Source organism: Salegentibacter sp. UBA1130, from assembly GCF_002311535.1.
Classification (GTDB): domain Bacteria; phylum Bacteroidota; class Bacteroidia; order Flavobacteriales; family Flavobacteriaceae; genus Salegentibacter; species Salegentibacter agarivorans.
This window is the reverse complement of record NZ_DCAP01000038.1, coordinates 295,144-321,262: the sequence shown is the minus strand read 5'-3', so window position 1 is coordinate 321,262 and position 26,119 is coordinate 295,144. Positions and strand designations below refer to the sequence as shown.

Genomic DNA, 26,119 nt, shown 5'->3' with positions numbered 1-26,119 from the left:
GTTTTACTAAAATAGTTTATAGAAAAATTAACCCAGAGGTTAAATTTCAGGTTTCCACCCGGGGGCGTATTCACGGCCCCAAAGCTTCATCGCATCCCTGTCAAAAATTCTTCCTGTTTTATCGTCTATATCAAAGCCTCTACCCAATTGATCGGCAATATTGGTATAGTGTACCATGGTCATACTTATGTTTGCATCATCTATGGGCGCATTTAGTTTGGCTGTGCCGCGTATTCCATCAAAGAAATTAAGCATATGCGCTGTAGACATATCTCCTCCACCCCCTAAAGCTGTCCCGGCTTCATCAGATGCTGAATTGTATTCTTTAATTATTTCACCATTTCTATTGGTAAGCACATATTTCTCACGGTCTACAAATACGCCACCATCGGTACCATAAATTATGGTGCCGCGGCCGCCACCGTAGGTATCGTAGGCATTTCGGCTTTTACCATCCCACTGAATAACCTTATTGTCTGCAAACTTAAAAGTAGCCTCCATGGTATCGTACATTTCCCAGCCGTCATCTTTAAAATGTCGTTTTCCTGATTGTACATCGGTGCGTAGCGGGATTCCAACCTGTAATGCCCAACGTGCTACATCCATTTCGTGGGTTCCGTTATTTCCGGATTCGGCTGTACCATAATTATAACCATACCAGTGCCAGTTATAATCCCAGGTTTCTTCAGTGTATTCTCTTCTTGGTGCCGGTCCCTGCCATAAATCCCAATCTAATCCATGCGGAACAGATGCTTTTTTCTGATTTGGCACCTCGCCACGTGCATTTGTATAAAATGCCACTGCTTTATAAACTTCACCAATCGCCCCCTCGTGAATATCCTTTATAATTTCAATCGTATGATTTGAAGAGCGTTGCTGATTTCCCATTTGCACCACTTTTCCATATTTCTTAGTAGCTTCTACCAGCAGTTCATTTTCAAACATATTATGGCTGGAAGGTTTTTCAACATACACATGCTTCCCGGCTTTCATTGCCATAATAGAGCCCGGGGTGTGCCAATGATCTGGTGTAGCGTTAATAATGGCATCTACCTTTTTATCGTCAAAAACTTTACGAATATCGTTTTCAAGTTTTGGTTTGTAATCTATATGTTCTGAAAAACGCTCTAATGCATTTACCCGCTGACTTTCCATCACGTCGCATAAATACAGGAGTTCTACATTAGAATCTTTGCGAGCAATAGGATCAAAATAAGCACCTAACCTTCTTCCCAAACCGGCTATAGCCACATTAATCCTATCGTTAGAACCTATAATTTTGCGGTAGCTTTTAGCGCTCATTGCCATTGCCGAACTTCCAACTGCAAGAGCAGTTCCGCCTAAAGCTGTTTTTTTTATAAAATCTCTTCGTGAATTCATATTTATTCTGCTTTGATCTTAATGTTTTTAAAACTCACTTTATTACCATGATCCTGAAGCAGAATATGGCCCTCCTCGGCTTCTCCAAAATTTGGCCAGTCTACATACTTGCTTTCAGAAACCAGCTGGCGGTACTCTTCACTTTTTCGTCTATATTCCAGCACTTTCTCGCCATTTAACCAATGTTCTACTTTTTTATCTTTTGAAACAATACGGGCGGTGTTCCATTCTCCTATTGGATTAACCGATTTAGCGAGATCGGCTTGAATTAAATCATATAAAGAAGCCATTGTTCTACTTCCCTCGTGGTTACCCAATTTGGCATCAGGATGACGTTCATCGTCAAGAATCTGGTATTCCAAACCTATTGAAGAACCCGGACCTTTATTGAGATCGGTATCCACAAAATACTTAATGCCGGAGTTGGCACCCTCGGTAATTTTAAAATCAACTTTTAATTCAAAATCGCCATAAAGTTCTTTGGTAACGATATCCCCACCGGCTTCAGATTCTCCGCCACCGCTGGCCAACACTGTAAGTACTCCATCTTCTATTTTCCATCCTTCTTCCGGAAATTCATCTAAACGTGCACCACGCCAACCTTCAGTGGTTTCACCATCCCATAACATTTCCCAGCCGTTATCTTTTTCAGCTGTAGTTAAACTGTTTTTGGTTTTTACAGGTTCCAGGGGAGTTTCTTTGCTATATTTCTCTAAATCTTCGGTAAGAATTTTAATGTTTTTCCACATTACTTCGGTGCCTGCCTCAGCATCTTCGCCAATGCTGTGTACCTGTAGGGCAATAAACCCTTCTGAAGTTTTATCATCTATTAAATGCGAAGCGGGAACCCCGTTTATCCAGGTTTTAATAGTGTCGCCAATGGCCTCAATTCTATAGGTATTCCATTCGTTTTGTTTAAAAGCCTGCTGAGCTTTAGAATTTTCGCCTAAGTCCACCAACCAGCCACGGCGTGCTTCATCATAAATTCCACCGCTCCAAGCACGGTCTGAGGGATCAATTTCTACCTGATACCCGTGTACCCGACCATCCATATAATTGTCTAAACTATTGCTTCTAATTTGAATCCCGGAATTCATAGTGGGATGCAGCTTAAAATCCACCTCCAGAATAAAATCTTCGTAATTTTTATTAGTAGTAAGAAAGGTGTTGGGCGTGTTATGTTGGGTAGTGCCAATTATTGCTGAATTTTCTACCCGGTACTCGGCATCGCCACCTTTTTTAGTCCATCCATCCAGGTTTTCTTCGTTAAATAATTGGGTCCAGGGTGTCGCATCTTTTTCTGAGTCGGCACAGCTTGTGAATACCAATGCTGAAAACAGGAAAATAAAAAGGTTTCTCATAAGGTAGGATTTAAAATATCTGTAAAATATACATAAATTATTAATCACCAGCCAATTCATTAAAATAAAAGGCCAGCATACGCTACTGGTATGCCGGCCTTACTAAAAAAGGGGGGGATTTTTATTTATAAACCTTTACATAATCTATTAAAAACTGCTTCGGAAAAATAGAATCATCAACTTCTGGCCCACCAAAATTACCGCCTACTGCAAGATTCAATAAGAAATAAAACGGGTGCCTGTATGGGTATGTTTCCTCATTCTTTTCTGAAGGAGAAAATGTATAGGTTTTTTCACCGTCAATATAAAAAGTGATCGCATCCTCCGTCCAGTTCATTTTAAACACGCGAAATTCTGAAGTTGCATTTTTTACCGGCGTGGTTTTAATGTTTTCGGTATCACCGTGGCTTGCTGGAGTGTGCAGCGCATTATGAATAGTGTCGGGCTGTCTCCCTACAAATTCCATAATATCAATTTCACCGGAAGCCGGCCAGCCTACCACATCAATATTATCTCCAAGCATCCAGATTGCCGGCCAAAGTCCGTGGCCATCGGGTAATTTTGCTCTTACCTCAACAGTACCGTACTGAAACTCAAATTTATCTTTGGTATTTACTTTCCCACTGTAATACTTATCCCCAACTTTATCGGCAGTAAGTACTAAATTCCCGTCTTTTACCTCTACATAATCTTCGCTATAAATCTGGCGCTCATTATTTCCCCATCCGCAAAGATCGGGACAACCGTCACCGGTTTCGTAGCTCCAGTTTTCCATATTCAGCGAATCGCCTTCAAAATCTTCTTCCCAAATTAATTCCTGAGCAGAAACCTGCAAACCCGCACATAGAACCGCGCTCAATATTATATTCTTTTTTTTCATCTTTATTTTTTTAAACTGAATGTAGCTTTTTGAAGATCTCTAGAATTCCCGCCTATAAAAACTTCAAATTCCCCGGCCTCAGATTCCCATTTTCTATTGGCGTTATAAAACTGAAGCATTTCTTCATCTATCTCGAAAGTGACCGTTTTAGATTCCCCGGGAGCTAAGTTTACCGCTTCAAAACCTTTAAGTTCCTTTACAGGCCTGGTTGTGCTCGCCACAAGATCTCCTAAGTAAAGCTGAACGATCTCTTTTCCTTCAACGTTTCCAATGTTGCTTAAAGTTATGCTTGCCTCGATACTTCCATTGGCATCCATTTCTTCTGAAGAAAGTTGCAAATCCCCATATTCGAAATCGGTATAACTAAGTCCGAAACCAAAAGGATAAAGTGCATCTTTCTTTTCATCGGTGTATCCTGAATAAGTCACATGTGTGGGATTGGATGGTCTTCCCGTACTTTTTTGATTATAATAAAGCGGTTCCTGGCCTACGGCTCGCGGAAAAGAAACCGGAAGTTTTCCCGAAGGATTGTAATCTCCCAGTAAAACATCGGCAATTGCATTTCCGCTTTCAGAACCTAATTGCCAGGCTTCAACAATAGCCGGAATATTTTCTGCTGCCCAGGTAATTTCCAAAGGTCTGCCGTTGATTAAAACCAAGACAACATTTTGATTCACTTTATAAATTTCTTCCAGCAATTCCTGCTGAACTCCGGCCAAACCAATATTTACCTGGCTTCTTCCTTCACCGGTTTGAAAAGCATCTTCTCCCAGTGCCACAATCACCAAATCGGCTTCTGAAGCGGTATTAATCGCTTCTTCAAACCCCGATTTATCGGTTTCATTAATCTCAAGAGGCATTAAAAAGCTTCGTTCCCCAACGCCCAGGTCGGCTCCTTTAGCATAAGAGATTTCAACATTTTCATCGTTATTATTTTGCAAACCTTCCAGCAAGGAAACAGCTGAATTAGCTTCTCCCTGTGCTCTCCAGTTTCCAATTGGAGTATCTTTATCATCGGCCAACGGGCCAATAACAGCAATCTTTTTGACGAATTCTTTTATTGGAAGTAAATCTTTTTCATTCTTCAGCAGCACAATAGATTTTTTCGCCACGTCGCGAGCTACAGCTTTATGTTCTTCAAAAGATATCTGGTCTAAAAGATTGGCATTAGAATATAAATAAGGATCATCAAAAAGTCCGAGTTTAAATTTTACCCTTAGCACTCTTTTCACCGCATCATTTATATAATCTTCGCTTACTTCTCCTTCTTCAACCAAATCTACGAGGCTAGACTCGTAAGCGCCACCTTCCATATCCATATCGCTACCGGCATTTAAGGCGATTTTAGCAGCTTCCTTTTTATCTTTTGCAATTCCGTGAGCAATCATTTCTGGAATAGAACCCCAATCTGAAACTACAAATCCGTTCCAGTCCCAATCCCGTTTAAGAATATCTCTTTGTAGGGTTTTATGCCCGGTTGCGGGGATTCCGTCTAAATCGTTAAAAGCGTTCATAAAAGTAGCAACTCCTGCATCGGCTGCTGCTTTAAATGGAGGAAGAATAGTATTATGCAGTTCGTTCTCTCCAATGTGCACCGTATTATAATCCCGGCCGGCTTCACCAAAACCGTAACCTGCAAAATGCTTGGCTGTAGCGGCTATACTGCGCGGATTTGCAAGATCTTCACTTTGATAGCCCTTTACTTTGGCTACCGCAACTTTGGAAGTTAAATAAGGATCTTCCCCAGAACCTTCCATAATTCTTCCCCAACGCGCATCTCGAGAAACATCTATCATAGGCGAAAAAGTCCAGTTAACCCCGTTAGCCGCAGATTCTAATGCTGCAATTTCTGCCGTTCTCTCCATAGCTTCCAGGTCCCAGCTAGCTGTTTCTGCCAGCGGCACAGGAAAAATAGTAGTATACCCGTGTATTACATCATACCCGAACATCAACGGAATTTGAAGTCGGGAGTTTTCCATTACGAGCTTTTGTGCTTCCCGGGTGGCATCTACCGAAAGTACATTAAGCATAGCACCTACTTTACCGGCTTTAAGATTTTCTTCCTTTTGTTTATTATTCATTTCAGAAGCAGGTCCCGTAAGGTCCCAACTCCCGTTATATTGTACAAGTTGTCCTACTTTTTCTTCGAGGGTCATTAACGTTAAAACCGAATCTACTTTGGCTTCTACATTTTTAACCGAACTTTTTATAGTTGAATCCTGTGCTTTGACCATAAAACAGCCTAACAGGAAACACCCTAATAAATTTAGTTTTTTCATAATTTGAAGTAATCTACCTCGGGACATGCCCAGGAGGCATAATTGGAAAATAAAATTTAATTGCGAGGCACAGCCCATCTAAATAATTTGGGCAGGTCTCACCACTCCCGGCATTAAAGCGACATACGATTAGCGAATAAAAAAACTGCCTGAAGTGTGTTTAAGAAGTTAAGTTTGTGGCCTACAAACAAATAATCTTCAACCGTAAATTCAGAAAACAATAACAGTAATCAGGCAGTCTTATCATAAATTTTGTTACTCTTGATAAACCCTGATGTAATCAATTTCCATGGAGCGTTCATCAAATGCCGGATCAATCTCTCCGCCAAAAGTTCCACCCATCGCTACATTTAGAATTATAAAGAAGTCTTTATTAAATGGAGAATCAGGATTGTTCGCATAAGTATGGTATACTTCACCGTCTACAAGAAATAGTATCCTTTCGGGAGACCATTCTACCGTATAGGTATGGAATTCGTCACTTACACCGGGAACTTCTATAGAACTCCCATCAGCATTTCCACCAGATCGACCCGGATAATGAAGGGTACCATGAATTATATCCTGTTGGTTTCCCACGTGCTCCATAATATCTATCTCACCAGTTTCAGGCCAACCCACTTCATCAAAATCAGATCCCAGCATCCAAATTGCAGGCCAGGTTCCGGCTCCTTCAGGTAACTTAGCACGAGCTTCTACTCTTCCGTATTGAAATTCAAAATTGTCTTTTGTAGTTATTCTTGAAGATGAATAATCAAAGCCGTTGGTTTCTTCTGCCTTTGCAGTAATTACCAGGTTTCCATTTTCTATTATTGCGTTATCCTCGGTATAATATTGAGATTCCTGGTTTCCCCAACCACCATTATTACCGATCTCAAAATTCCAGATACTGCTATCTACAGGGCCATCGGTATCAAAATCCTGTTCCCAAACAAGATTTTCATATTCGGTTTGAAATTCTTCAGGCTCTTCTTCTCCGCCCTGGGAAGTGGTGAATTTTAAATACCAGGCCAAAGCAGGATCGTTACCCGGTATTACCCTAACATCCATTGTAGTTGGTGTAATATTAAGAACTTCGTAAGAACTTGAACCTACATAGTAGCTCATCGTTCCGCCGCCAGCGATGTTAATTACCGTACCGGTAGTAGCATCTTCTGGCAATCCAGACGTTGAAGGAGATAGAGAAGCACTAAAGTCTCCAGTATTACTAAAATCAAGACACTGGTCTTCAGAACCATCTCCACCAAAATCACCGGTGTAAGCAACATTTACAAAGGTTTGCCCATTGTTATTGTAATTATAAACTATATTATCATTTTCGTTCAGGCTAAACGTCATTTCATCGGTATAGAAACAAGAACTAACATCTGCGCCGGCTTTTTCAAAAGGAGCAGCGGCATAATATATAGGAGCCGTAAATCCTTCTCCAGAGCTTGGCCCAACTCCCAGGTGAGCCGGCTGTGAAGCTGCTACATACCAGGTTTTTGAACTTCCGCCGGTAAGCAATTCCTTAGTTTCCGGATCGCTAAAATCACTAAAGACAGTTACGGTGGTGGTCATATTCGAGGAAACTCCCCCTGTACCAGATGCCACAACTGTTACTGTATAATCATTTACACCGTTCTCGTTAAAACTATGGGTGGTTTCTCCAGAAGCAGAAACTTCTTCAAAACCATCACCATAAATAAACTTGTAGGTCATGGCGTTATCGGCGCTGGCGCTAAAACTTACCGCTCCACTACCGTCGCCATTAGGCATTTCCTCAGTTTGCCCTACCACTTCAGCGCTAACACTAAGGTTAGAAGGTGTGGTAATATCACCTATATCATAATCGTCGTTGGAACAGGCGCTGAAAAAAACCAGCGAAAGTACCGCAAGACTTGTTTTAAATATATTTTTCATTTGTGTTCTTTTTTAATTCGTAAGTTGAATATCGTCGTAATAATAAGTGCTGCCGTCACCTGCTACACCTTCAATAATTTCAAAGAATAAAATCACTTTAGAATATTCCTGCACAATTTGCTCATCTGAAAATTCAAAAACTAATTCTTCCCATTGATTGGCTACAGTAGTAATAGCATCTACTTCGGCAAATATTCCAGAGTCATCGTTATTTTCTAATTTCACTCTAACCGGAATATCAGCCTTTGGTGAATACACTTTTACGCTAATTTTATTGTTTCCGTTAAATTCTATGGGACCGTCTAACTGAAGTGTTGTACCAGCGTAAAATAGGGCACCTTCGGTTTTTGTACTTCTCACAACAGTATTACTGGTATTGATGCCTTCTTGAAAAGGGTTTTCTTCAACTGCAGAATCTGCTCCTTCAAAAGGAGTTAGAGAATAGGTTAAAGAAGAGTTTTCAAAAGTCGCCGGTAATGTAACAGCAGTTGCATCACTCTCTGAAAAAAAATAAAGATTGTCAATATAAAAAGCACCACCGGGAGCAGTTCCCACATCAAATTTGAACTGAAAAATATCGCTTATATTAAGATCCTGACTGGTAAATTCAGACAAGGGAATTTCAATACTGTTCCATTGATTTGGAGTTACATTCAAGTTTACACTTTTTTCTCCTGAACCAGAAGAAATAAGAAAGAATGGTATTGAGGAGTAATCTCCAGACCAAACATCTATGTGAACAGATTCAAATGCAGTTACATCTATAGCCTCTCCAATATCAATTCCCTGATAATTTGCGTTGCCATATTTAATCGCCTCATTTCCATTTACAGAAACCACTTCATAGGTTGTTGATTGACCCCAATCTGGATAATAGTCAACGCCTGCGGGATCTGAATACTTATCACTAAATATTGACTTTACATCCTCTTCTAAATGAATTGGGGTCGGAGCGGCATTTACCGGCGAAGTTGGCACCTGTACACTTTCATCATAAAAGAATACATTATCTACTAATACAGTAGTCTCACCTTCAGGTGTAGCTGAATAAATCAATTGAGAAATATGTGCTCTGGTGGTTAAATCTGTAAAGTCTTCCAGAGGAATGTCAAGAGTTACCCATTCTCCCTGGGGCATGTCCTCAATTACCACTTCATGCTCAACATCATCACCACCTCCATCATAAACACCGTTAGGTCCAAAGTCTACAAGTTTAACTTTAAAGGTTTCTGCATCTAGAGAGAAAATATCAGTACGTAAATGAGTCATGTTAGTTGCATCAATCTGAGTGCTTTCAGTTAAAATTCCAGCATAATTTAAATCAGTATATTTCTTAATATCATTTCCTTCAATGTCCGTTTCTTCCAGTTCTGCAGCTGACCAATCCGTGAGCCAGGTATCTACTGGTACATTTGTATAAGTATTACTGAATAGTGAGATAACACTTTCAGGTAATTTATTGGGAGTAGGTGCAGGAACTGGTCCATTCATTTCTACAGTTTCTGTATATTCAACCGTTGCTGTACCACCACTTAGGGCAATTACCTTAATATCATAGGTTCCTATTTCAGCATAGGTATGAGTAATAGATTCTCCTAGCATAAGTAAGGTTGGCACCTCATCTTCTTCATCACCAAAGTAAACCTCAAACATTGCAGCATAATCTGCTGCTGCAGAAACAGAAACCGAATATCCATCAGTATTCTTTGTAATATCCACCTCCAGGTTTTCAGGAGCAAGGAAAGAAACGGTTAAAGGTTGAATTCCCGAAGTCATTTTACCGTTAATATGAGTCCCGGTAACCTCTACTTCATATTCACCTTCTGCATAAACGTGTTCTACGGCATCTCCTACTTTAATCCCTTCTGCAGGAGTAGAACCATCACCGAAATCTACGGTATACACCGCAGCTCCTTCACCGGTTGGGGTAATCTCTACCAAACCGGAATTATCTTGAGTTATTTGAAATGTTGCACCCAAATTTGCCGGTGCCTGTACCTGCTCAAGATCTACAAGGGCATCGTCATCACTCTCGCAGCCAAAAAATGGTAGAGCAAGAAGGAATGCAAAAATTATTTTATAATGTCTTTTCATAATTCTAATGTTTTAGTATCCCGGATTTTGCTCCCAGTTGCCCTGAGAAAATTCTATTTCTTCTAACGGAATAGGGAAAAGTTCATTTTTCCCTGCAGTAAATCCTTCAATGTTATCTGCGGCTCTGCCGGTTCTTACCAAATCAAAGAAACGGTGACCTTCGCCTACTAATTCTTTTCTTCTTTCTTCGTAAATAATTTCGGTAAGTGCATTTCCTGCAGCATCTACTCCATCTAACCCTGCTCTCTCACGAACTTCATTAAGGTAAGTTCTAGCCTCACTATCGTCTATTCCGCCACGGTTCAGGGCTTCAGCAGCCATTAATAAAACATCGGCATAACGAATAGAACGGTAATTATTAGGCTGGGTAAGGTTAGCATCACCTACGTTATCATTTTCTCTTGGAAGGTATTTTCGGTTAAAATAACCGGTGTGTTTGTAGCCTTCAGCATAAGTTGCGCCGGTTTCTGCCGCCCAGGCTTCGATATCTAAAATGGAAAGATCTCTACGAATATCATCTTCTGTAAACAAATCGTATGCTTCCTGAGTAGGAACATTAAAACTGAAACCAGGTTCAAAAACAGGACCCGAATAATTTCTTATTCCCTGGAAACCTACGGCTACATTACCTTCACTACATTGTAAACATCCAAAACCTGCTCCTTCTTCACCGGTGTATTGCACCTCAAAAACCGATTCTTCGTTATTCTCACCTTCCTGTAAGAAAAGAGTATCAAAATCTGCTAAAGCGTAAGGACCATTTTCGATCAAATCTGTCAACACATTTGCAGCTTCATCAAATTCTTCCTGATATAAATGCGCTTTACCAAGCAAAGCCATTGCAGCTCCTTTGGTTGCTCTACCAGTTTCAGGTGCAGCATAATTAAGGTTTTCTATAGCAAATTGTAAATCGCTTTCAATTTGCGCGTAAACTTCTTCGGTAGAAGCTCTTGGAACAGAAGTCTCATCTCCTAATACAAAACGCTCATCTCCTTTTATTGGAATTGGCCCAAACCATTTTACCAATTCAAAAGTGAAATAAGCACGTAAAAAACGAACCTCAGCAATAATCATTTCGAGACCTTCAAAATCTGTTTTGTCCTGAAATTCCAAAACATAGTTTGCGCGTTGTACCCCGGCAAAATTCCAATCCCAAACATCGTCCAGGTTATCGTTTACAGGAGTATGCGTCATTTCATCTACTTGTTGAAAGCCTATAACATCATTGGCGCTTTCACCTCCACTTAATGTATTATCTGAAGCAATTTCGCCCAGCAATACATTTACGTAAGTAGATTGTAAAATATCATAAACGCCAATTAACGCGTTGTAATAATCTTCTTCAGAATTAAAATAATTCTCAGAATCTATATTGTATTCTTCGGTTTTTTCCAAATAATCTTCGCTGCAACCAAAACTGAAAGCCAGCAGGAGCAGAAGAAGCATTTTATTGAATATGTTGTTATATCTCTTCATTGTGCGATTTTTTAAAAGTTAAGGTTTAAACCTGCAAGGAAAATTCTTGGTACAGGGTAGAATCCGTAGTCAATTCCGCCACCAATAGCTTCACCGGTAGAGGCCGAAGGATCAAAACCTTTGTAATTAGTGAAAGTGTAAAGGTTTTGTACCGAAGCATAAACTCTTAAGCGGTTTATACCTACTTGCTCTAAAAATGTTTCAGGCAGGCTATAACCCAGCTGAACATTCTGAATCCTTGCATAAGAAGCGTCTTCAACATAAAAATCTGAAAAAGCCACATTAGAAGTTGCACCTGTTGTTACACGAGGCACTTCGTTGCTTGTTCCCGGCCCGGTCCATCTTTCTAAATAATAAGCGTGGCGATTTACATTTGGCTGATTACGCTCGTAATTTCTTACCATATCGTTCCCTAAAGAAGCGTATGTATACGCGGTAAAATCGAAATTCTTATAATTGAAATTAAGATTTAAGCCCATTGTAGCGGTAGGAATAGGATCGCCAATATTGGTACGATCATCTACATTTATAACTCCGTCACCATTGGTATCTACATAACGAATATCGCCAGGCGAGGCTTCAGCACCTAACGATTCCTGTGAAGGATGCGCATCTACTTCTTCCTGCGTTTGGAAAATCCCGTCGGTTTTATATCCGTAGAAATAACCAATAGGGAAACCTTCCTGAAAACGTGCCGGTTGTGGTTGTCCCACACCAAATTGACCGCCGGGAAGAAACTCGGTTCCATTTACCGCGGTTACTTCATTCCTTAAGAAAGTGGCATTATAACCAATTCCAACTCGAATATCGTCCCCAAAATTTTCTTTATAATTAATAGCAAATTCAAAACCTTCATTTCGGGTAGTTCCAGCATTTATAGTTGGAGCGCCAGATCCCGGTGCGCCACCACCAAAAATCCCCGAAACAGGAATTCCTGCAACCAAAAGATCTTTTCGATCTTCTCTAAAAATATCGGCGGCAATATCAACTCTGTTATTAAAAAGCCTAAGATCTATACCAATGTTTGTTTTTTCGGCTTCTTCCCAGCCTGCCCCGGGATTTGCAATTCTACCTAAAGCGGTACCGTTTACTAAACTCCCATTTAAAACATAAGTAGCTTCACCATCTAATAATGAACGGTAGAATTCTGCGCCACCGGCTTCATCATTACCAAGTATACCAAAACTTCCTCTTAATTTTAAGAATGAAATTACATTAGAATCTTCTAAGAAATCTTCTTCAGAAAGAATCCAACCAGCCGTTGCTGACGGGAAATAACCTACACGGTTTTCCGGGCCAAATCTTGTGGAAGCATCTCTACGAAGCATCCCAGAAACAAGGTATTTTCCTTGATAATCGTACTGTAGCCTTCCGAAGAAGGATAACTTTCTAATGTCATATTTATAAGCACTGTTGTTCAAACCATCGTTTGTTCCCGTAGTTAGGCTAATATCAGCAAAGTCCCAGGAGTTATTTGGAACATCATAACCAGTAGCATATAAACCATCTCCCCAGTCCCTAATTACCGTCATCCCGGCAGTACCGGTTAAATGGTGTGTTTCATTAAAAGTATTCTCGTAAGTCCCAAAAAGGTCATAGGTATAAGAATTATCGTTAATTCGGTTTTGGTTTACCGTACTACGAACATTGTTAAAAACCTTTCCCGGCCCATAATCTATAATTGGCGCAAAATCTTTTCCTTTTGAATTAGATAGACTGTAACCAATTCTGGAGGTGAAGGTCAATTCTTCTATAGGCGTATAATCCAGACTGAAAGAACCGTTGAATTTATTAAGATTATAGTCATTAAAGGTATTTTCAATTTGTGAAAGTGGATTAATAATCTCGTTTCCTAATCTTCCTTCCAAATCTTCCTGGTCGCGGCTAAATGTGGACGGAATATTCAAGGCGTTAAATAAAACAGAACCTAAGCCGTTTTCGTTAATAGATCTTCGGTTTAGACTTGTATAAATTGAATTGGCGGTAAATTTAAATTCATCTGAAATATCTACCCCAATATTAAATCTCGCGGTGCTTCTTTGAAAATCAGATTTTTCAGCGCCAATTATTCCTTCCTGGTCAAGGTGTGAAACCCCGAACGAATAGGTTACTTTTTCTGAACCTCCATTTAAAGTAAGGTTATGACTCATAATTGGAGAAGTGTCAAAAACCTCGTCCTGAAAATTTGTTCCCCTACCTAAATCGCTAACATTGGGATAAGGCAAGGCCTGGCCATTGTTGGCATAACTTTCATTTAAAAGTAAAGCATATTCTGTGGCATTCAATAGTGGTAATTTTCTTGAAGTTTCCTGCATTCCTACATAAGCATCATACTGTACGGTAGGCGCGGTATTCTTTTTACCAGATTTTGTAGTTACCAAAACCACTCCATTAGCTCCTGCAATACCATAAATTGCGGCTTGCGCATCTTTTAGGATAGAAATAGATTCAATATCGTTAGGGTTTATAGTGTTTAAATCTCCCTGGTAACCGTCTATAAGAATTAGCGGGCCATTTTCACTGTTGGAAGCGATTCCTCGAATATTTACATTAATTCCTGCTCCCGGTGCGCCGGAAGATGGAGTAACATTCACCCCGGCCGCAGTACCCTGCAGGGCCTGCTCAATTTTAATAGGATTAAGTTCTTCAATAGTTTCATTGGAAACAACGGAAACGGCACCGGTAATATCTTTACGTTGCTGGGTTCCATAACCAATTACTACAACTTCTTCTAAAGCAGCAGCATCTGTTTTTAATGTAACATCTATTACATTCTGATTTTCTCCCACGGTAACTTCCTGCGGAAGAAACCCCACATAGGAAAATACTAAAACGTCTCCGGCTGAAACTTCATTAATGGTGTAATTTCCATCAAAATCGGTTACCACTCCATTAGAAGTATTTTTTACAATAATGTTTACTCCCGGTAGTGGAAGTCCGGTATCAGCTTCATCTACCATTCCCGAAACAGAAAAGGTTTGTGCCTGCAAGGAAAAGGTTCCTATACAAAACAAAATTAGTACGAGTATTTTATTCATTTGTTGATGATTTAAATTCGGAAATCAATGTATTAAGAAAGCATTAACAGCAATAATAAATCACCCTTACAAATAGTATACAGGAAAAATTATTAGGTGAATTTTGCGAAATATGCATACAAAACCCGCTGAAATCAATGAATACGCAGCCTATAATTATTTTAAGCTAAATATTGATTTTCTGTGGTTTACATTAAATGTTGTGGTAATGTTGAGGAAGAATACGTTCATGTAAAGGCACTAAAACTTAAGGATGTATTCTACCAATCCCTGATCATGCTCTAAATTCATTTTCTTCCGCAAACGATATCGTTTTATTTCTACACTTCTCACCGAAATATTAAGCAGTGGAGCGATCTCTTTTGAGGATAAATTGAGCCTTAAATAAGCACAAAGTTTAAGATCGTTAGAAGTTAGGTTAGGATGTTCTTTTTTTACAGATTGCAGGAAATCCTTGTCGGCATTATCAAAAGCTTCTTTAAATAGTTTCCAGTTATCTTTTTCGGCAATATTCTTATTAATAATAGAAATGACCTCCTGAATATCTTCCTTTTTATTGGCTTCAGTCAGTTTGTTTTTAAGCTGGGTAAGAAATTCATTCTTTTTAATAATATTCATCGTAGAGGCCGCTAATTCCCGGTTTTTAGAAGCTACATCAGATTCCAGTTTTTGATTTTGAAGTGTAATAATCTCCTGTTGCGATTCTAATTGCCGTATTTCCAGCTTCTTTTTATTCTGTTCCAATAATCTTTCCCGCTGTTTTCTGTAATATCCCGTGTAAATTTTATGCAAGATAAAAATGAGCAATAAGAAAAGTAAAATATAAACTACAATTGCTACCGTTGTAGCGTACCATGGTAAAGCAATAGTGAATGCGTAAGTAGCTATTTCACTTATACTGTTATTATATTTACCACGTACTTCAAATACATAATCTCCCGCCGGAAGATTTTCAAAAGTTGCGCTACCGTTGCGTTGCCAGGTGCTCCAACCCGTACTAAAACCTTTAATTCTATAACTATACACCGGTTTTGCAAGTTTGGAATAGGCCGGTATACTAAATTCAAAATTGATATTATTAACCGAGTTTGGTAATTCTAATTGATTAAGGTCTAACTTGTGACTTTTAAACTCCTCCTCCAACGCAGCAGTAGAAACCTTATTTATATTAAGTTGCTCCATAGAAGGCAAATCTAAAGGGGTAGAAAAAATAGTATAGCCTACATTAGAACCCACCAGATATTCACTTTCCCCAATTAGGGAAATATTTTCAAAACCCTTCGCAATACTCCTATATTCTAAGGGAATAGCTGCCGATTTTGCGCTTAACCTATCCTGAAAAGCATCTCGGGTAACATATAAAAGATTGTCTTCACCAAATCCCCACCAGGTATTATCGGGTAAAACGTGGGAAATTCCGCTAATTCTTTGCTCCTGAATTAAATTATTTAATTCATTTTCAAGGCTGAAGGTGTCAGTTTTTGGTTCATATTTATAAATTTCATCTTCAGTAGAATAATAGATAGCGCCATTAAACTGAAATACTTTAAGTCCCATACCACCATCGTAGGATACGCTGTAATTTTCCAGGTCTAAAACTTCATTTACTTCAGCATTAATTTTTAATTTAAAAACTCCCTTATGATCGTGGCCCACCCAAAAAGTAGAATCATTCTGTACCACTAAATTTCTCGAAGAAAGATCGAAATTTGCTAAATAAACGGGATCATTTTCAACATTTCCTTCTTCCCAAAAACTAATTCCGTCGTAATGCCCCTGAAGCAGTCCGTTTTTAAATTCCCTTATTTCCCAGACCCCGGGACCATCTGAAATATGGGTTGCACTGTTCCCTTCAATTGCAAAAATTCCGCGGTCATGCCCTGCGTAAAGTTTTCCTTTAATTTCATTAATACTCCATACCTGACCGCTAGTGCCGGGAATGAGTTCATAAGTATTAGAAGTTCCTATTTTAAGATACAAACCCTGGTTAGTACCTAAATACAAATTATCCCCAAATTGATGACTGCAATAAACCGTGCCTACTTTTCCCGAAATATCGGTGAATAACCTAAACGGACTTTTACGATTAATAAGCACAAGTCCATTATCCAGCCCACCCCAAATATTACCGGCTTTATCCTCCAAAATTGATAAAACCGTATTATTATTAATTACCGGTTGGAGCAATTGGTAGTTTTGTGAAGTTGCCAGGTCATAAACGTGCAGCCCATTACCAATGCTTCCTAAAACAAGGGTTTGGTCTTCCAGCAATTTTGCGGTAAAAATACTTTCATTTAAAGGATAATCTTTAAACTGAAAAGGCTCCCAATTAGAATTTTCAATAGTGAAAAGCCCGTCATCACGGGTAACGGCAAGCATTTTATTTTCTTCAAAAGGAAATAGACCTACAATGGGTTTGTCTTTAATTTTAGCATTAGAAATAACCTGTTCAATCCTCCCGTTGTCTATGGTGTAAAGTCCGTCTTCTGCAACCTGGTAGTAAAGTCTATTATTCACCTTAAATAAATTGGAGATAATATTACCGGCATTAATTGTATTAATTTCTTCGGTTTCCCGGGTATAGCTATAAAGCCGACGTAAACTTTGAAAAATAATATATTCTTCCAGGGCTTCAATATGCCAGAATTGTTCGCCATCAAGGATTTTTTCTTCAGAAAGGTTTTTTAGGCTGGTATAATTTAGTTCTCCTTTTTGGTCTGTGTCCCAATATCCAAAATCCATATAAGACCCCGTATAAATTCTTTTATCCTTGGCTAACACAGAGCGAACCGCACTGGCATTTGGCACCCTGTGTAAATTCCAATGTTCACCGTTAAAAGAGAGTAAGCCAAGGTTATTGGCTATATAAATATGGTTATTATCTGCTTGCGTCAGCATCCAGTTTTGATTGCCGGCATTGTAAATTCCGGGGTCAAAATTGGTAATTGGCGGCAGCTCCTGAGCAAACAGGCTAAAGCTAAAAAACAAAAAGAGAGCAAGTAAACGCATAGTTTAGCAAAAAACGGAAATTACTAAATAATATGGGCTTTTACTAAAGGGAAAAATTAAGAAAAGAATTATAACGGTACTAAGAAAATCGATCGCTTTTACTTTTAAAATTGTATTAAGCAGTTTATATTACCAACTTATCTAAAAGTTAAGTTATGAAAGAGCAGAAAGTGCTAAACTATATTGAAGAGGTAATAAAAAACGTACCCAATGATTGGTTGAAACTAACCACCCATAGATTGGACATTTATAATGAAAAATTGGCGAAAACTGAATTTCTTGAAAAGTTTGAAACCTTATTTGCTGCTAACAATGCTGAAACCTCAGCAATTAAAGCATTACCCACTGCTTTCGATTATATTCGTTTAGGTCACCCCTTATCGTCTGTTCTGGAATGGGGAATTGCTAAATTGAATAATCTCAAGCCCGAAAATATTATCAGTTTTTCTTCCAGGACGATGCCTGTTTTAGCGGTTTTAAGAAAAAATCTATTCGACAATAAAAATACACAGATCGTTTATACCAATTCGTTACCGGATTTTTTTGATACTGAAGCGCTAAAAAATGTGTACGGATATAATTTTGAATTAAAACAGGTGGAGAATGCTGAAGAGATTTCTGAATTTAACGGGAGCACTATATTTATTTCACAAAAAGACGAAATTGGCAAAGTTGATCTGCATCCAAATATCGACTTTTGGCTTAATACTTATCCAAATACTGGAAGTATTTTACTGGTAAATGGCGAAAAAAATGAGACGTACATTTCTGAAATACAACACGTAAGAAGAAGAGAAAGTATTGCTATGACCCCGGCAGATTCTTTTTCTGCTTTAAAACAATTAGCAGGAAAACCTTCTTCTAACCGCAATAATACTGAAAACAATAAAGCTAGTGTAATTGCATCAATCCAAAATATTACCGGCACAAATTCAAATGCATTACTTGCCTCGTGCGGACTTTCGATGCAATATGCCATTATAATGGGACTTATTGACGAAGCCCTGGAGAAACATCCTGGAAAAGCGATTAAAATTGTTGTTCCTCCTAATTGTTACGGTGGTACAAACGACCAGGCAAGACGGGTTGCTGCCAGCCTGGAAAATGTAGACATTGTAGATTTACCGGTAGACGGTGATAATGATATGGTGCAAAGTACTGATATGGTTTTGGAGCAGGTTGCCAAAGAAGATGCTGTTCCTTATATTATTGCCGAAATCCCTACCAATCCACGAGTTGAAGTTCCCAACCTGGAAAAATTAAGAGACGCTTTAAGCAAAAAACGTAAAACCGCCAGGGGCGAAACGGCTATAGATCCTGTATTTATTTTAGATCAAACCTTTTGTCCTAACGTACAATTTTTAGCCGAAGATGGAATATTATCTTCTATTCGAACAATTTCATATGTTAGTGGATCTAAATTTCCAAGTGGCGGAAAATGTACTGCCGGTTACTGTGTTGCCAATCAAAAAGCTGAAAATTTATTGAGCAAGATAGATAAGCATCTTATTCTTTGTGATAATGAAGCAACTGCCCTTCAGGTTGAAATATTAGCAGAGCAATTACCTTCTATGAATCAAAGAATTGCCGATGCCTATAAGAACACACAGGAATTTGTAGACTTTATCAGGAAAACATTACCAGACGCAAAAATCAATTTTGTATCAGAAGAATTAGCTGAGCAAGGCTTTACTCCCTCTGTATTTTCATTAGATCTTCCTACAAAAGGAAATACACAAGAAGAAAGAGAAGCTTATAAAAGGAAATTAAATCAAAAGCTAATCAATATGATGATTAGTGAAATCCCAAACGAAAGTAAATATTGTGTGAGTTATGGGCAACTAAAGGGTTGTTACTGGACAATCCCTGCCACGTCTACCCAGGGAACTACTAAAGAAGCCGACAAAGATTATATAGCCCGGGTATCTGTATCTCCCGATTTGGATCTTGAGCTTCATAAAAAAGTCTTTTTAGATTTCGTTGAACAAATTTAGAGTTAGGGGAGGTTTTAAGGCCTCCCTCTTTTTTCTATTGTGAGTTAGCTAAAAACTGTGTAGTTTCAATGGTTAAAGCGCTGCGCGCTGTAGAAAACCGCTACGATGAAAAGAAGTACAATTTTACTAATTGTAGGCTTTGTTTTATTATGGAACTCCGGTTTTATAGGAGCCGAATATGGACTTCCTTATACCGGGCCTTTTACTTTAATCTTCCTAAGATATCTCGCAGTAACCGTATTATTATTGCTTTACCTTCTTTTCAGAAATAGATTGAAATGGGTAGGTTTTAAAGCGGTGTCCCTCAATATGCTTATTGGTTTCCTGGCGCATGGAGTATGGCTAACCTGCGTTTTACTTGCGCTTGCGGAAGAAGTGCCGGCGGGGATAGTAGCCCTAATCGTCGCGTTGCAGCCATTAGCCACCGGTGCACTTTCTGGTTATGTTACTAATGAAAAAACCAATAAATATCAATGGTGGGGATTAATATTAGGTTTTTTAGGTGTAGTATTAACCGTAGCTTTTAGAATAGATTTTAGCAAATCAAGTTCAATTTTTGGTTATCTAATTCCTTTAGGATCTGTTGTAGGAATCACTATTGCTACATTAATTCAGCGTAAAATGGAGATAGATGATAAGAACGAGAAACTACCACTAGACCAGACTCTTTTCTATCAAAGTCTGGCCACTATGCTGGCTTTAGCTATCCCTTCAATTTTTGTAGAAAAATTAGCTGTAGAATGGGTTTCTGAATTTACTTTTGCTATGATATGGCTCATTCTGGCTGTCTCCCTCGGCGCCTATATTCTCATGTGGCGGTTAATTGAACGACTTGACGCCACCCGGGTAGCGAGTTTATTTTACCTGGGGCCGCCGGTGACCATGCTCATGGCCTGGATAGCTTTTGGTGATACTATTAAGATTATGGATATTGTTGGCTTAAGCGTAGTATTTTTGGGTGTAATATTAACTTCCCGGTCAAACTAAAGTTTCACCAGCCTATATACCTCTCTCTTTATATAATTGCTGAATAATTAAAATTCTCTTTCCACTAAAACACAACTCCGGTCTATTTTTTTAACTGAGAACCTTCTTTTTTCACTCATTAAATCTTCAAAAAAATTATTGCTTTTCCCATTCTTTTTAACTGAAAAATAATAAAGTGTGTATTTAACAATTATTTTATACTTTTATAAAAACTAAACACTTATGCATAGAAATTACTCAGTTCAGAATTGGTTACTCATTGTTTTTTGCAGCTTATGTACCGGCCAAATATTTGCTCAACTTGAGCTTAACGAAAAAGAATATTTTGAAACGCGGGGGCTCAATGTCCTTGTTTTTAGTAACGAGTATAACGGATTCTTTTTTGATGAGAAAAACGCAGGAATTGAACTAATTCATCACGGGATGAGAAGCAGTACCGGAGGTGCTGTAAGACTACAAAATACCCCCGAACAATGGGATCTCGTACCTTCACTTTTAGAACGAAAGGTAGATCGTAGTACCAATACCGTAGAAGTAACTACCAGGTATGAGCAATTAGAATTTACATCAAAAATCATTGTTAAACCCGAAGGAAAAAGAATAAATATTTCTGTTTATCTGGATGAACCTCTTCCTGAAAACCTGGAAGGAAAAGCAGGATTTAATTTAGAATTTCTCCCAGCTGCTTATTTTGAAAAATCCTACCTGGTAAATGGTAATCCCGGTATTTTTCCCCTTTACCCATCAGGTAATACTAAGATTAAACCCATTAGTGAAAAAGTACCGCAGTTTGCCGGGCATTCTACCCTGGACACCCGTGGGGAAGAAGAATTTATAGTACCCCAACCCCTTGCCAGTGGTAACACCATTATTCTGGCACCCGAAGATCCTTATCACCACGTAGAAATTACTTCAGAAACCGAAATTTCATTATTTGATGGAAGAAGCCTGGCTCAAAACGGCTGGTTTGTTACCCGCAGTATACTACCGGCAAATAAGACCGGAAAGGTGTTAGAATGGCATTTAGAAGCCAACACGGTATCCAACTGGTTACGCGATCCAAATATTGGCTTCTCCCAGGTAGGTTACCATCCAAGCCAGGAAAAGGTTGCCATTATAGAACTGGACGAAAATGATAATCAACTGCAAACTGCTTCCTTATACCAGGTAACTTCTGAGGGAAAAACAATCGAAAAATTTAGTAAAAAAGTGGCCGAATGGGGAAAACATTTTAGGTATAATTATGCTGAATTTGATTTTTCTGATATCACGGAAACTGGGATTTATTATATTAAATATGGAGATCAAACAACAAATACATTTCCTATTAGTGAGCAGGTTTATGAAACGGCCTGGCATCCAACCCTGGATGTGTTTTTCCCCGTGCAAATGGACCATATGAAGGTGAATGAAGCCTATAGAACATGGCACGGCAGACCATTTATGGATGATGCTATACAAGCCCCGCTGGATCAGGAACATTTTGATGGCTACAGTATGGGCTCTTCTACCGATACTAAATTTGAACCCTATGAACATATTCCCGGCCTGGATGTAGGCGGATGGTTTGATGCAGGAGATTACGACATCCAAACCGGCACACATTGTCTCACAATTACAGATCTTGTGGCATCCTGGGAAGAATTTGGGCTGGAACGTGATCAAACCCATATTAATCAGAAAAATCGTTATGTAGATATTCATCGGCCTGATGGAAAAATAGATATCCTTCAGCAAATTGAACATGGAACCCTAAATCTTGTGGCTCAAATTAATAATATAGGGCATCCGGTACGTGGGATAGTGGTTCCCAACCTGCACCAGTACCATCATCTTGGAGATGCCTCTACCGAAACTGATAACCTGCCCTACAATCCCGATTTGGAACCGTTTGAAAGCGATGGTTTATCCAGTGGAACATTAGATGATAGATGGGTTTTTACAGAGCGTTCTCCTTACCTGGATTACCGCACCGCCGGTGCATTGGCAGCAGCCAGCCGGGCTTTAAAGGATTACAATTCTTCTTTATCTAAAGAATGCATTGAATTAGCAAAGAAACTATGGGAGGAAAATGAAAATATGCCCTTAGAGGAAGCCTCTTCCGGCTATTTTGCACGTTTTCTAAAGCTTAGTGAAATGAATGCTTCCATGCAGCTTTACGTAAGTACTAAAGAGGAAAAATATGCCGAAGCTTTTGAAGAAAAAATCTGGAAAGCGATGGATGAAAGTCTGGACAGAACCATAGATATTGCATTACATGCCGCGCCTCATATGGATGAGAAATTCAATAAAAAACTGAAAACTTATGTTCAAAAATATGTTGATGAAATTGACCAGTTAGAAAAAGACAATCCCTACGGTGTACCTATGTTTCGCAGACCGGGTTGGGGTGGAAATCACGGGATTATTGATTTTGCCATCGCAAATTACAGGGCGCATAAATTATATCCAGACCTGGTAGATAAAGAACATGTATTTAAGGGATTACATTATATTTTTGGAAGACATCCGCATTCTAATCTCTCTTTTGTTTCGGGAGTGGGGACAAAAACTAAAAAAGTTGCCTACGGTAGTAACCGGGCAGACTTCAGTTTTATTGCGGGAGGAATTGTACCGGGCATTTTATTGATGAATCCTGATTTTCCCGAAAATAAGGAAAACTGGCCTTTTTTCTGGGGCGAAAATGAATATATAGTAGATATTGGAGCAAGCTATATTTTTCTTGTTAATGCCACAAATGAACTCCTGAACGAAAAATAAGCTACTGATTCAAAAAGGAGGCTGTTAGTTAAAGTTAAACGGTCTCCTCTTTTTACTCCTATTATTCAAATGAATATTTAACTACTTATAATGTCCTAATATTCAGAATATAAACGCTTTGTTAGCTCTTCTTCCGTTTTTTCATTAATTTCAAAAGAAGAATAGCTTTTAGATTAAAATAAAGATCAAGAATTAAAAATTACCAACTAACCTATAAATCTTTTTCTATAGTTTATAGCCAAACTTCAACAATATGAAATCACTATTACTTTCCTTTCTAATTTGTTTTTCAATAACAACAATTTTTGCCCAAAACCAGGGAGACAGTTTAAAAATTAATGAGCAGGAATATCTTGAAATGCGCGGTCTCAACGTCATGCTTGCGCACGATTTTTATCCGGAAAGTCATCAGGGCGGTGTAGGAATTATTCAAAATGGAATTAGAGTTGCCACCAACGGAGATTTACGCCTGGAGCCTACCCCAGGGCAATGGCAACCGGTACCAAAAGTTGGGGAACGGGTTGTAAATAGGGAAAATAATAATATTAGTGTGAAAATGGCTTATCCCGATGAAGCCAAAAACCGAACAGGCTTTAATCCTATTGAATATCCCGATTTGGAATTTTCTTATAACCTGAAAATAATTCCGCAGGGAAAATCTTTTAAAATCGTAGTAGACCTGGATGAAGCTTTGCCTGAAGAATGGATTGGAAAAGTGGGAATGAATATCGAATTCTTCCCCGGCTACCTTTTTGGCAAATCATATTATATGGATAACGAATTTGGTCTTTTTAACCGCCAGGCAAATGGCCCGGGATCTTATGATGATGACGATGAATATCAAATAAAGCCTATGGCTACGGGAAAAGAATTAGTGATTGCCCCCGGTACGCCCAGGCAAACTTTAAAAATTGAAAACTTAAAAGAAAATAATTTAGAGTTAATAGATGGCCGTGCACAGCATAGTAATGGCTGGTTTGTGGTTAGGTCACTAGTTCCTTCAGGAGCCACCAAAAATGCTATTGAATGGCTTATTACTCCAAACACCCTGGAAGATTATACATACGATCCCGTAGTTCAAATTTCCCAGGTTGGTTATCATCCCGCCCAGGAAAAAATTGCCGTGATAGAAACCGATAAAAATGATACTAACCTGAAAGAGGCGAAATTATTACGGATAAATAATGAAGGTGGTTTTACCGAGGTTCTTTCAGAAAATCCTTCAAATTGGGGGGAATTCCTCAGGTATAAATATTATCAGCTGGATTTTACCAAAATCGAAGAACCCGGAATGTATGTTGTAAAATACGGCGATTATACTACTGAAGCTTTTCAAATTAGCAAAGATGTTTATAAACGTGAGGTTTGGCAACCCACTTTAGAATATTTTTTACCGGTGCAAATGTGCCATATGTTGGTAAACGATAGATATAAAATATGGCATGGCCGTTGTCATTTAGACGATGCAAGAATGGCGCCTGTAGATACCAATCATTTTGATGGTTACCTGCAAGGCCCTGAAACCCTTACCAATTTTGAACCTGGCGAACACGTACCGGGGCTAGATGCCGGTGGTTGGCACGATGCCGGAGATTACGATCTTAGAATAGAATCCCAGGCTTCTACCATCCACGGACTTTCGCATATTTATGAGATTTTTCAGGAAGATTATGATAATACCACCATAAACCAGGAAACAAAAACCGTAGATATTTTGCAACCCGATGGAAAGCCCGATTTTCTTCAGCAAATAGAACACGGCACCATACATATTGTAAATGGCTATAAATCTTTGGGTCGGTTTTATCGTGGGGTGATTGTGCCTACTTTAGACCAATATGTTTTGTTGGGCGACCCGGTAAACCATTCTGATGGCGAGATTTATAAAGAAACCAGTACTTCAAAAGAAATTCCGTTAGGCCAGGAAGGCGCGCCAGATGATCGCTGGGTGTTTACCGAAGAAAATCCGCGTAGGGAATTACAAAGTGCAGCGGCCCTAGCTGCCACCTACAGGTCTCTAAAAGATTTTAATCCAGACCTGGCTGAAGATGCCCTGGAAATTGCTAAAAAAACCTGGGAAACTACCTCTACAGATAATCCCGTGCACAAACTCAGCTTAGGTGTAGAACTCTTCAGAAGTACTTCTGACGCGAAATATGAAAATTTTATAAAAGAAAATGCTGAAATTTTTGCTGAAAATATTGCGCAAACCGGCTGGGTTCTCGCACCCGTTTTTGATGAAATTCAAGATGAAAATTTCAGAAATAAAATAAAAGCTTCTGTAGAAGATTATTACGTGCAAGTAGAAAAATTAGGAGCGCAAACTCCCTACGGAATGCCTTATGAACCCGATATTTGGGGTGCAGGATGGGGAATTCAGAATTTTGGGATGAAACAGTATTTTTTACATACCGCTTTTCCTGAAATCTTTCCGAAGAAATATATGCTAAACGCGCTCAATTTTGTTTTAGGAACACATCCGGGTGTAAATACATCTTCTTTTGCTTCGGGAGTGGGTTCTCGCTCCTTAACCCAGGCTTATGGAATGAACCGGGGCGATTTCTCTTTTACTCCCGGCGGAATTGGCTCGGGAACGGCATTAATTCGACCCGATTTTCCTGAATTGCTGGAATGGCCTTTTCTTTGGCAACAAACCGAATATGTTTTAGGCGGTGGTACTACAGATTACCTTTTTTTAGTATTGGCAGCCGATAAATTATTAAACGAATAATTGGAAAATCTCACTGTAAAAAGCTTAGAATATTCAACTCTCATTACCTAATAAATTACCTTTAAAGTGGTATTTTATAAATTATTTTCTGTCTCTATCTTAGCCTTGTCAAATTACTAATTGTAATAGCAGATTAGTTCAAAGAAGATTTGGTAGGGCTAACTTCTTAAATGTTTGATTTGGGGATTAACATTTATGAGTATCTAATTTCTAATACCATTAAAAAGT

Annotated in this window: 13 protein-coding genes; 4 read left to right on the top strand and 9 right to left on the bottom strand. The window is 38.9% G+C overall.

Translation table 11 applies throughout. From position 1 onward, the window contains the following. Window positions 1-39 precede the first annotated feature (39 nt). From B4F31_RS16330 to B4F31_RS16290, 9 genes are all read right to left on the bottom strand, one after another. A complete protein-coding gene (locus B4F31_RS16330) occupies window positions 40-1,380 on the bottom strand; it encodes a Gfo/Idh/MocA family oxidoreductase (RefSeq protein WP_286761765.1) in 1,341 nt (446 codons plus the stop codon). A gap of 2 nt (window positions 1,381-1,382) precedes the next feature. Then, entirely contained in the window at window positions 1,383-2,741 is a 1,359-nt protein-coding gene (locus B4F31_RS16325; RefSeq protein ID WP_075325447.1) for a 3-keto-disaccharide hydrolase, read from the bottom strand. Between the two features lie 121 nt (window positions 2,742-2,862). Next, window positions 2,863-3,621, bottom strand: a complete 759-nt coding sequence (locus B4F31_RS16320) for a glycoside hydrolase family 16 protein (protein ID WP_075325446.1) — start codon at window positions 3,619-3,621, stop codon at window positions 2,863-2,865. A 2-nt stretch (window positions 3,622-3,623) separates the two neighbouring features. Beyond that, entirely contained in the window at window positions 3,624-5,900 is a 2,277-nt protein-coding gene (gene bglX / locus B4F31_RS16315; protein WP_286761764.1) for a beta-glucosidase BglX, read from the bottom strand. A gap of 255 nt (window positions 5,901-6,155) precedes the next feature. Then, a complete protein-coding gene (locus tag B4F31_RS16310) occupies window positions 6,156-7,802 on the bottom strand; it encodes a family 16 glycosylhydrolase (RefSeq protein ID WP_093304542.1) in 1,647 nt (548 codons plus the stop codon). A 12-nt stretch (window positions 7,803-7,814) separates the two neighbouring features. Continuing rightward, window positions 7,815-9,896, bottom strand: coding sequence for a hypothetical protein (locus B4F31_RS16305; RefSeq protein WP_093304544.1), 2,082 nt, complete (start codon window positions 9,894-9,896; stop codon window positions 7,815-7,817). A gap of 12 nt (window positions 9,897-9,908) precedes the next feature. Further along, window positions 9,909-11,372: a RagB/SusD family nutrient uptake outer membrane protein gene (locus B4F31_RS16300; protein ID WP_075325443.1), complete on the bottom strand. Its 1,464-nt coding sequence runs from the start codon at window positions 11,370-11,372 to the stop codon at window positions 9,909-9,911. Window positions 11,373-11,383: 11 nt separating this feature from the next. Continuing rightward, window positions 11,384-14,410 carry a SusC/RagA family TonB-linked outer membrane protein gene (locus tag B4F31_RS16295; protein ID WP_093304546.1) on the bottom strand — a complete coding sequence of 1,009 codons (3,027 nt, stop codon included), beginning with the start codon at window positions 14,408-14,410 and terminating at the stop codon, window positions 11,384-11,386. A gap of 240 nt (window positions 14,411-14,650) precedes the next feature. Next, a complete protein-coding gene (locus tag B4F31_RS16290) occupies window positions 14,651-17,419 on the bottom strand; it encodes a helix-turn-helix and ligand-binding sensor domain-containing protein (protein ID WP_286761763.1) in 2,769 nt (922 codons plus the stop codon). Window positions 17,420-17,574: 155 nt separating this feature from the next. On the opposite strand from B4F31_RS16290, the gene B4F31_RS16285 reads away from it, so the two are divergent. From B4F31_RS16285 to B4F31_RS16270, 4 genes are all read left to right on the top strand, one after another. Continuing rightward, window positions 17,575-19,413 (top strand): PLP-dependent transferase, encoded by a 1,839-nt coding sequence (locus B4F31_RS16285; RefSeq protein ID WP_286761762.1) that lies wholly within the window; start codon window positions 17,575-17,577, stop codon window positions 19,411-19,413. Window positions 19,414-19,518: 105 nt separating this feature from the next. Further along, on the top strand, window positions 19,519-20,400 hold the full coding sequence (locus tag B4F31_RS16280) for a DMT family transporter (protein WP_093304550.1): 882 nt from the start codon (window positions 19,519-19,521) through the stop codon (window positions 20,398-20,400). Window positions 20,401-20,622: 222 nt separating this feature from the next. Then, window positions 20,623-23,160 carry a glycoside hydrolase family 9 protein gene (locus tag B4F31_RS16275; RefSeq protein ID WP_286761761.1) on the top strand — a complete coding sequence of 846 codons (2,538 nt, stop codon included), beginning with the start codon at window positions 20,623-20,625 and terminating at the stop codon, window positions 23,158-23,160. Window positions 23,161-23,413: 253 nt separating this feature from the next. Continuing rightward, entirely contained in the window at window positions 23,414-25,891 is a 2,478-nt protein-coding gene (locus B4F31_RS16270; protein WP_286761760.1) for a glycoside hydrolase family 9 protein, read from the top strand. Window positions 25,892-26,119 lie beyond the last annotated feature (228 nt).

Coding starts and splice junctions, on each gene's coding strand:
- B4F31_RS16330 (WP_286761765.1), bottom strand. CDS start 1,380: ATGAATTCACGAAGAGATTTTATAAAAAAAACAGCTTTAGGCGGAACT.
- B4F31_RS16325 (WP_075325447.1), bottom strand. CDS start 2,741: ATGAGAAACCTTTTTATTTTCCTGTTTTCAGCATTGGTATTCACAAGC.
- B4F31_RS16320 (WP_075325446.1), bottom strand. CDS start 3,621: ATGAAAAAAAAGAATATAATATTGAGCGCGGTTCTATGTGCGGGTTTG.
- bglX (WP_286761764.1), bottom strand. CDS start 5,900: ATGAAAAAACTAAATTTATTAGGGTGTTTCCTGTTAGGCTGTTTTATG.
- B4F31_RS16310 (WP_093304542.1), bottom strand. CDS start 7,802: ATGAAAAATATATTTAAAACAAGTCTTGCGGTACTTTCGCTGGTTTTT.
- B4F31_RS16305 (WP_093304544.1), bottom strand. CDS start 9,896: ATGAAAAGACATTATAAAATAATTTTTGCATTCCTTCTTGCTCTACCA.
- B4F31_RS16300 (WP_075325443.1), bottom strand. CDS start 11,372: ATGAAGAGATATAACAACATATTCAATAAAATGCTTCTTCTGCTCCTG.
- B4F31_RS16295 (WP_093304546.1), bottom strand. CDS start 14,410: ATGAATAAAATACTCGTACTAATTTTGTTTTGTATAGGAACCTTTTCC.
- B4F31_RS16290 (WP_286761763.1), bottom strand. CDS start 17,419: ATGCGTTTACTTGCTCTCTTTTTGTTTTTTAGCTTTAGCCTGTTTGCT.
- B4F31_RS16285 (WP_286761762.1), top strand. CDS start 17,575: ATGAAAGAGCAGAAAGTGCTAAACTATATTGAAGAGGTAATAAAAAAC.
- B4F31_RS16280 (WP_093304550.1), top strand. CDS start 19,519: ATGAAAAGAAGTACAATTTTACTAATTGTAGGCTTTGTTTTATTATGG.
- B4F31_RS16275 (WP_286761761.1), top strand. CDS start 20,623: ATGCATAGAAATTACTCAGTTCAGAATTGGTTACTCATTGTTTTTTGC.
- B4F31_RS16270 (WP_286761760.1), top strand. CDS start 23,414: ATGAAATCACTATTACTTTCCTTTCTAATTTGTTTTTCAATAACAACA.